This is a genomic window from Rhodococcus sp. IEGM 1381, assembly GCF_030056795.1.
GTDB lineage: Bacteria > Actinomycetota > Actinomycetes > Mycobacteriales > Mycobacteriaceae > Rhodococcoides.
This window is the reverse complement of sequence record NZ_JASHKQ010000004.1, coordinates 208,603-215,578: the sequence shown is the minus strand read 5'-3', so window position 1 is coordinate 215,578 and position 6,976 is coordinate 208,603. Positions and strand designations below refer to the sequence as shown.

At 64.6% G+C, this 6,976-nt stretch carries 6 protein-coding genes; 1 reads left to right on the top strand and 5 read right to left on the bottom strand.

Annotation, left to right across the window (positions count from 1 at the left end; all coding sequences use genetic code 11):
- Positions 1–541 precede the first annotated feature (541 nt).
- The 5 genes from lnt to QM797_RS14330 all read right to left on the bottom strand — a co-directional run bounded on the left by lnt (position 542) and on the right by QM797_RS14330 (position 6,187).
- On the bottom strand, positions 542–2,131 hold the full coding sequence (lnt, locus tag QM797_RS14350) for an apolipoprotein N-acyltransferase (protein ID WP_283276288.1): 1,590 nt from the start codon (positions 2,129–2,131) through the stop codon (positions 542–544).
- A complete protein-coding gene (locus tag QM797_RS14345) occupies positions 2,121–3,716 on the bottom strand; it encodes an amidohydrolase (RefSeq protein WP_283276287.1) in 1,596 nt (531 codons plus the stop codon). The genes lnt and QM797_RS14345 overlap by 11 nt, the downstream gene beginning before the upstream one ends.
- Before the next feature lie 17 nt (positions 3,717–3,733).
- Positions 3,734–4,270, bottom strand: coding sequence for an FxsA family protein (locus QM797_RS14340; RefSeq protein ID WP_283276286.1), 537 nt, complete (start codon positions 4,268–4,270; stop codon positions 3,734–3,736).
- Between the two features lie 81 nt (positions 4,271–4,351).
- Positions 4,352–5,008: a response regulator gene (locus QM797_RS14335; RefSeq protein ID WP_283276285.1), complete on the bottom strand. Its 657-nt coding sequence runs from the start codon at positions 5,006–5,008 to the stop codon at positions 4,352–4,354.
- A gap of 15 nt (positions 5,009–5,023) precedes the next feature.
- Complete coding sequence (locus tag QM797_RS14330; RefSeq protein ID WP_283276284.1) at positions 5,024–6,187, bottom strand: sensor histidine kinase; 1,164 nt, start codon at positions 6,185–6,187, stop codon at positions 5,024–5,026.
- 17 nt (positions 6,188–6,204) lie between these two features.
- Between QM797_RS14330 and QM797_RS14325 the strand changes: the two genes are divergently transcribed.
- Positions 6,205–6,969 (top strand): TSUP family transporter, encoded by a 765-nt coding sequence (locus QM797_RS14325; RefSeq protein ID WP_283276282.1) that lies wholly within the window; start codon positions 6,205–6,207, stop codon positions 6,967–6,969.
- The last annotated feature ends 7 nt before the right edge of the window (positions 6,970–6,976 follow it).

The window sequence follows — 6,976 nt, the reverse complement described above, 5'->3', positions numbered from 1 at the left end:
GGTCTGCGTTCGTGTCGGTTCACACACGCTCGATGTATTGAAAGGGCTCTTATTGCTTCGTCGCGCATCGTCGACCGGATTGAAACGGGGCGGCCTCCTGGTTCTACCGCGTCGACCGAACTATGAGTTCGTAGAACGAGCGTGACGCGACGACCGATTCGATCAGTGTCTGCGACACGAGCTTCCCTCCCCGAACAGGTGTCCAGCATGAACACAACGTCGATGCCGACCCTTCGATCCCGTTACAACGTGCAGCCGAGGCTGTCCAGCCCGTCCACCCACTGAAGCCGCACCCGAATACCGGCCTCCAACACCTCCAGCGGCTTACAAAGATACAACATTGGCAGGAGCCTTTTGTGCAGTAGTCATAAGAAGCATCGACCACCGCTTCCAGCCTGTTACAGGAGTGACCGTGTTCGCCACTCGAACGTGCGCTATTCGATCGAACGAATGACTCTTGGAGTGGAGCGGAGCGACACGCGCCCGTATTTATCCAGCGTCGAGATCTGTAAAACGTAGCGTTTACCAACTTCACGTTTGTTTATGTGGTGGACTTGCGCCGCCCGTTCAGCAGAGTCACGCCGAGTGCGCCGAGAGCAGAGAGGCACAGGACCAGCTCTGATCCGAAGCCCAGCCGAGTGGCGACTGTGTGCGTTCGACGTAGCGCAACACTCGAAACGAGCACGTCGGGGGTGAACAGCGGCGTCTGTTGCAACACGTCGCCGTCGGGCGAGACTATTGCGCTGACACCACTCGTCGCGGCCACCACGACAGTCCTTCCGTGTTCGACGGCCCGTACTCGCGACATCGCAAGTTGCTGGTAGGTCATTTCGGTGTCGCCGAAGGTCGCGTTGTTGGTTGGGATGGCAATGAATTCCGCGCCGGACCGGACCGATTCTTCGAGAGCGCGATCGAATGCGACCTCGTAGCACGTTGCTATTCCGGCGGCTATTCCTGCGGCGTGCACCACCCCGTTTCCGCTACCAGGGACGAAATATCCCGCCCGGTCGGCATATTCGGAAAACAAACGAAAAAAGCTTCGGTAGGGCAAGTACTCGCCGAACGGTTGAATTATCTTTTTGTCGTGCCGCTCGCCGGGGCCGTCGTCACCGTTCCAGGCAATGACGGAATTCGAGTTCGTACCATCGGCATTGACGAGCACCGTGCCCACGAGGATCGGCGCACCGACGGCAACCGAGGCTCGAGTGATGAGAGTCGCAGCGTCTGGATTCCGCAACGGATCGATATCGGACGCGTTCTCCGGCCACACGACGAGATCCGGAGCCGGTTGTCTGCCCGCCTCGACATCGGCGGCCAGAGTCATGGTCTCCCGGACGTGATTGTCCAGAACTGCGCGGCGCTGTGCGTTGAAATCCAGACCCAATCGCGGAACGCTTCCCTGCACGGCAGCGATGGTGACCGTGCGCTCACCGTCCTCCGCGTCGTTGGTATGCAGAGTCGGTAGCAGAGCCAGCGCGAAGATGGACGCGACCGTCGTCGCAGCCACTGGAACGACGAAGGATCGCACACTGCGCGGTCGGCAGCTCGCCAGAATCAGCGCTGCGAGGCCGGTTCCGGTCAGGGCCACCCCGAAAGTGAGCAGCGGCGCGCCTCCCGCGCTCGCCAACGGCAGCAACCAGCCCTCGGGTTGTCCGAAGGCCAGCCGACCCCACGGGAAGCCGCCGAACGGAACACTCGACCGCAGCCATTCGGTCAGACTCCACACCAACGCCAGAGACAGTGGCCACCAGGCACTTCGCGCTGCAACCACGCCGAGTACCCCGAACAATCCCACGAAGACGGACTCGGCGGCAGCCAACGCCAACCACGGCATCGGCCCCACATACACACCGATCCACGGCAGCAGCGGAACGAAGAATCCCAGTCCGGCGGCATACCCGTAGCCGAAGCCTGCCTTCAATGACACCGATCGTCGGCCGCCGAAGCCGGTCAGTACCAGCGCCAGGACCGCAATGCCGATCGGTGCGAGGAACCACAGGGTCCGAGGAGGGAAGCTTGCGAAGATCAGTACACCGGAACCGACCGAGAACAGGGACGACACGGTGGCCCAGCGCAGACGATCACCCCGTGACAGTGTCTTCGCGACCGCCGGATCACTGTCATTGTTCATGGATGACCTTGCCGCGATGGACGGTCATCGAACAACGCGGGCTCTCTGCCGACGCGTCGAGGCTGGGCAACGGTGACACCCCGGCACGTGGGTCCGTCGACCACCGTTGGACGCTGTCTTTGGGGGCCCGTACTACGAGTTCGTCGACGTCCCACACCGCGAAGGATGCAGGCGCACCCGGCACCAACGTGCCCGCCACGCCGTCACGGACTCCGCCCGCGCGCCACGCTCCCCGCGTCGCGGCGGAGAATGCAGCTCGGGGTGAAACGGCACTGCCCGGCGTGTGGTGATTGACGGCGGCTCTCGCTGTCGCCCATGGATCGAGGCGAGTGACCGGAGCGTCGGAACCGAAAGCGAGGGCGACGCCGGCCGAGGCCAATCGGGCGAACGGATGGAGTGCGGCGCCGCGTTCGGCACCGAGACGTGCTGCGTACAGGCCGTCCGAACCGCCCCACAGTGCGTCGAACAGCGGCTGCACACTGGCGATCACGCCCCACGAGGCCAGAAGATCGGACTGTTCCGGTCTCACCATCGACAGATGTTCGAGCCGGTGTCCACATGCAGCGACGGCGGGCGTCCCGACTTCGTCGACGACACGCGCGAAGGCAGTGACGGTGGCGGTGACCGCGGCGTCTCCGATGACGTGGAAGCCGGCTTGGATTCCGGCGGCGGTACAGGCCGCGATGTGCGCGGTGATCGCATCGACGTCGAGGTAGGAGACTCCCGTTCCGGGGTCGTCCGCATAAGGGGACGACAACCATGCGGTACGCGAGCCCAGCGATCCATCGACGAAGATGTCACCGGCAAGGCCGTGCGCCCCGGTGTCGGCGAGGACCTGACGTGCCTGTTCGGCCGTATCGATCAGCTCGCCCCAGTAGCCGCGCACCTCCACCCCGTGTGTGGTTGCCATCAGTTCACGGAAGTCGTCGACCCCCGACACTATCGGGCCCCCACATTCGTGTACGGAGACGATTCCCTGCGCTGCGGCGTGGTCGAGCGCCGCCCTACGGGCCCGAGTGCGGGTGTCCGTGGTGAGCATGGTGCGAGCCGTCAGCCGCGCGAGGTGGTGTGCATCGGCGGTGAGCGGGGACTGTGGCGAGAATCCCGAGGCGGTGTCGATACCAGGCGCTGCCGCCCGCAACGGAGTCGAGACGGCAGCCGAGTGCGCATCGACGCGCGTGAGGTACACCGGGCAGCCCGGAGCTGCTGCATCGAGATCGGACGTCGTCGGTGAGCGGTGTTCGATCCACTCCGATTCGTCCCAGCCGTGCCCCCAAACGAGCGCGCCGGACGTCTTCGCTGCGTACTCGGCGAGTGCGCGCATGCAGTCGTCGAGGGATCGGCAGTGGGACAGATCCAGTCCGATCAGGGACAACCCCAGATCGGTGACGTGTACGTGCGTGTCGACGAATGCCGGCGCCACGAACGAGCCGGCCAGGTCGGTCACCGGCACTCCAGGATGAAGCGCCCGGCCGGTGCGATCCTCACCGATCCAACTGACGACTCCGTCGGTCACGGCCATGGCGGTGGCGTCGGAGGCCATCGGACTGTAGATCCGTCCGCCGCAGAACAATTCGGTGGTCACGAACGATCAGTCTGCCCCTACCGGTGCGGCTTCCGGAAATCCCCGGTCGGCTGATCGACACGGTCGGCCTCGATCACCTGACCTTCGAGCACGAGAGCAGAACCCGCCGCCGACGACGCTGTGCCCGTGGTTTCGGCGCGATCCTCGAGGATCTCGCCGTCGATGACGGTCGGGCGCATACGTCGCGTCGCAGTCGCGACCTGCGGTAGCCAGCGCGCAGCCGCCCACATCACCGCCGGGCGCAACAGCCACCGAGTCGGCGGGATCAGCAGCAGCAACCCTATCACTGTGGTCACCAGGCCGGGGACGAACATCGCCACGGACCCCGCCGCGAACAGAGCGCCGTCGGCCACGGCACCGCCGGCCGATCGCTCACCACGCGACGCTCTCCGCAGACCGTCCAATACGCGTCTACCTTGCGACCGCACCAGCAGCGAGCCGATCAGCGATCCGCCGATCAACAACACCACGGTCCACAGCACACCGAGCGCGCTCGAGACGGCGACAAGTGCCGCGACCTCGACGACGACATAGAGTACGAACAGAGCGAGCATGACGGTCCTTTCTTCGCTTCACCGGTACAACGCGCGGGGCATCGAAATCGCTCCCGGGGTGACCGGTTTGCCGGGAAATTCTCAGGAACCCGGTCGGACGAGGCCGGTTTCGTACGCCAGCACGACCGCCTGGACTCGATCGCGGATATTCAACTTCGTCAGGATTCGACCGATGTGGGTCTTGATCGTCGCCTCGGACAGGTGCAGAACGGCCGCGATCTCGGCATTGGACAGGCCGGTCGCCAAGTGCACCAGCACCTCCCGCTCACGACCGGTCAGTGCGTCGAGAACCGACGCATCGGTGGTCGCAACGGACTGGGCGACGAACCGCGAGAGCAGCCGCTTGGTGACCTTCGGTGAGACGACTGCATCGCCTGCAGCCACGCTGCGAATTGCGGATACCAAATCCTCGGGTGGTGTGTCCTTGAGCAGGAATCCACTTGCGCCCGCCCGAAGCGCTCCCAGGACGTGCTCGTCGAGATCGAATGTCGTCATCACCAAAACCCTTGTCTCGGATCCGGATTCGATGATGGTTCGAGTGGCGGACACGCCGTCGATGCCGGGCATGCGGACGTCCATCAACACCACAGCCGGTGCCAGCCTGTGCACGGCGTCGATGGCACCCGCACCGTCGGATGCCTCACCGACCACCTCGATGTCGTCCTGGGCCTCGAGCACCATGTTCAATCCCATGCGCATGAGCTCTTGGTCGTCCACGACGACAACGGTGATCGGCACCGATCCAACCTAGTCTCACTCGATCGGCAGCGTCGCCCGCACGAGCCAGCTGCCGTGTGGAGTGCGGCCCGCGTGCAGCGTGCCCTGCAGCACGGCCACCCGCTCCCGCATCCCGAGCAGTCCGTGTCCGCCGCCGGCCACGGATGAGTCCGTGCCGGTGCCGGTGCCGTTGTCGGAGATCTCGACGGTGACAACATTGTCTTCCCGGACCACTTTGACCACGGCACGCGGGGCGTGGCCGGCGTGCCGTAGAACGTTGGTGAGCGATTCCTGCACCACACGGTGCACCCCCAGGCTGATTGCCGGGCTGATGTCGTCGAGATTTCCGGTCTGCTCGAGTTCGACGTACAACCCGGCGCGGCCCATCATCTCCACCACCCGGGCGAGGCCGGCTGTGCCGTACTGAGGCATGTCGTCCGAGTCCGGGGAGGTGCGCATCAGTGCGACGGTTCGGCGTAACTCTGCCAGCGCAAGCCGACCGGTCGCGGAAATGTTGGCCACAGCCTGCTCCGCGCGCTCGGGATTACGCCGGATTGCGTACGAGGCACCGTCGGCCTGAACCACCATGACGCTGACGCTGTGGGCGATGACGTCGTGAAGTTCACGCGCGATGCGCGTGCGTTCCGCGATCACGGCTTCCTCGGCGCGGCGGTCTCGGTCGTACTCGGCGACGACCAGTCGAGCCTGAGTCGCCTCGTCGAAGGCCCGCCGAGCACCGAGAAACTCCGCCGCGAGCCAGGACAGCGCGTAGAGAAGCGCACCGAACAACAGTGTCGTGAAGATCGGCTGGTCGAACAGCAGCATGGACGCCACCGAATACGCTGCGAGAGCAACGGCATAGACGGCGCCCTGAACTCGTCCCATGTACGCAACCAGGGTGTACAGCATGATCGGCAGAGCCAGCGTCGCCGGGTGACCGTTGACGGCGTCGCCCACCATGGCGCCCGCGATATCGCAGATGCCCGTGGCCACGAGCGCGAACGCTGCAATCGACCGAGGAAAGCGTCGCCGCCACGCAACGGGTGCCGACAATACGACCGAGAACACGAGAAACAACGGCCCGTTCAGTCCATCGGCAGAACTGACGAACACCAACATCTCGACGACGAACAGTCCTGCCGCCAGCAATGCATCGGCCACGAATGGCTGCCCACGGAGCCACAGACTGAAACGACGCATGTGATTGAGTTTGCCGTATGACTGCCGCGGACTGGGGACTGCTGATGGTGGCTGCGACAGCCGCTGGTTGGGTCGACGCGGTGGTCGGTGGAGGCGGCCTGATCCTGTTGCCCGCAATCCTGCTCGTGGCACCACAACTGACGCAGCAGGCGGCGCTCGCGACCAACAAGGCGACCGCGGTATTCGGGACCGTTGCCGCAGTCGTGACCTTTGCTCGGAAGGTCTCGCTGAACTGGACAGTGCTGGTCCCGGCCGGTGCCCTCGCCGCGGTGACATCGGCGGCCGGTGCTGCCGCAGTCTCGCTGATCGACCGCGAGCTGTTCATTCCGATCATCATGGTCGTCCTCGTCGGAGTAGCAGTACTCGTGACGTGTCGCCCTACCATCGGTCGAACCGTGGCGGCGCCGCCGACGCATCGCAAGGTTCTGATCGTCGTGGGTCTCGCTGCCGCGGGGATCGGCTTCTACGACGGAATACTCGGGCCCGGAACCGGCACATTTCTCATCATCGTGTTCGCCACGATGCTCGGAACGGAATTCGTGCGTAGTGCTGCGATGGCCAAGGTGATCAATGTCGGATCCAACGTCGGGGCCCTCGCATTCTTTGCCGCCACCGGCAGCGTGTATTGGCAGCTCGGCGCTGCCATGGCGGTATGCAACGTCTTCGGGGCGGTAATCGGGTCCAGAACAGCGGTCGCCAGGGGTGCCGGTTTCGTCAGAATTGTCCTGCTCGTCGTCGTGGTGGGGATGGTTCTCCGACTCGGCTGGCAGCAGTTCGGCTAGCGTCGGT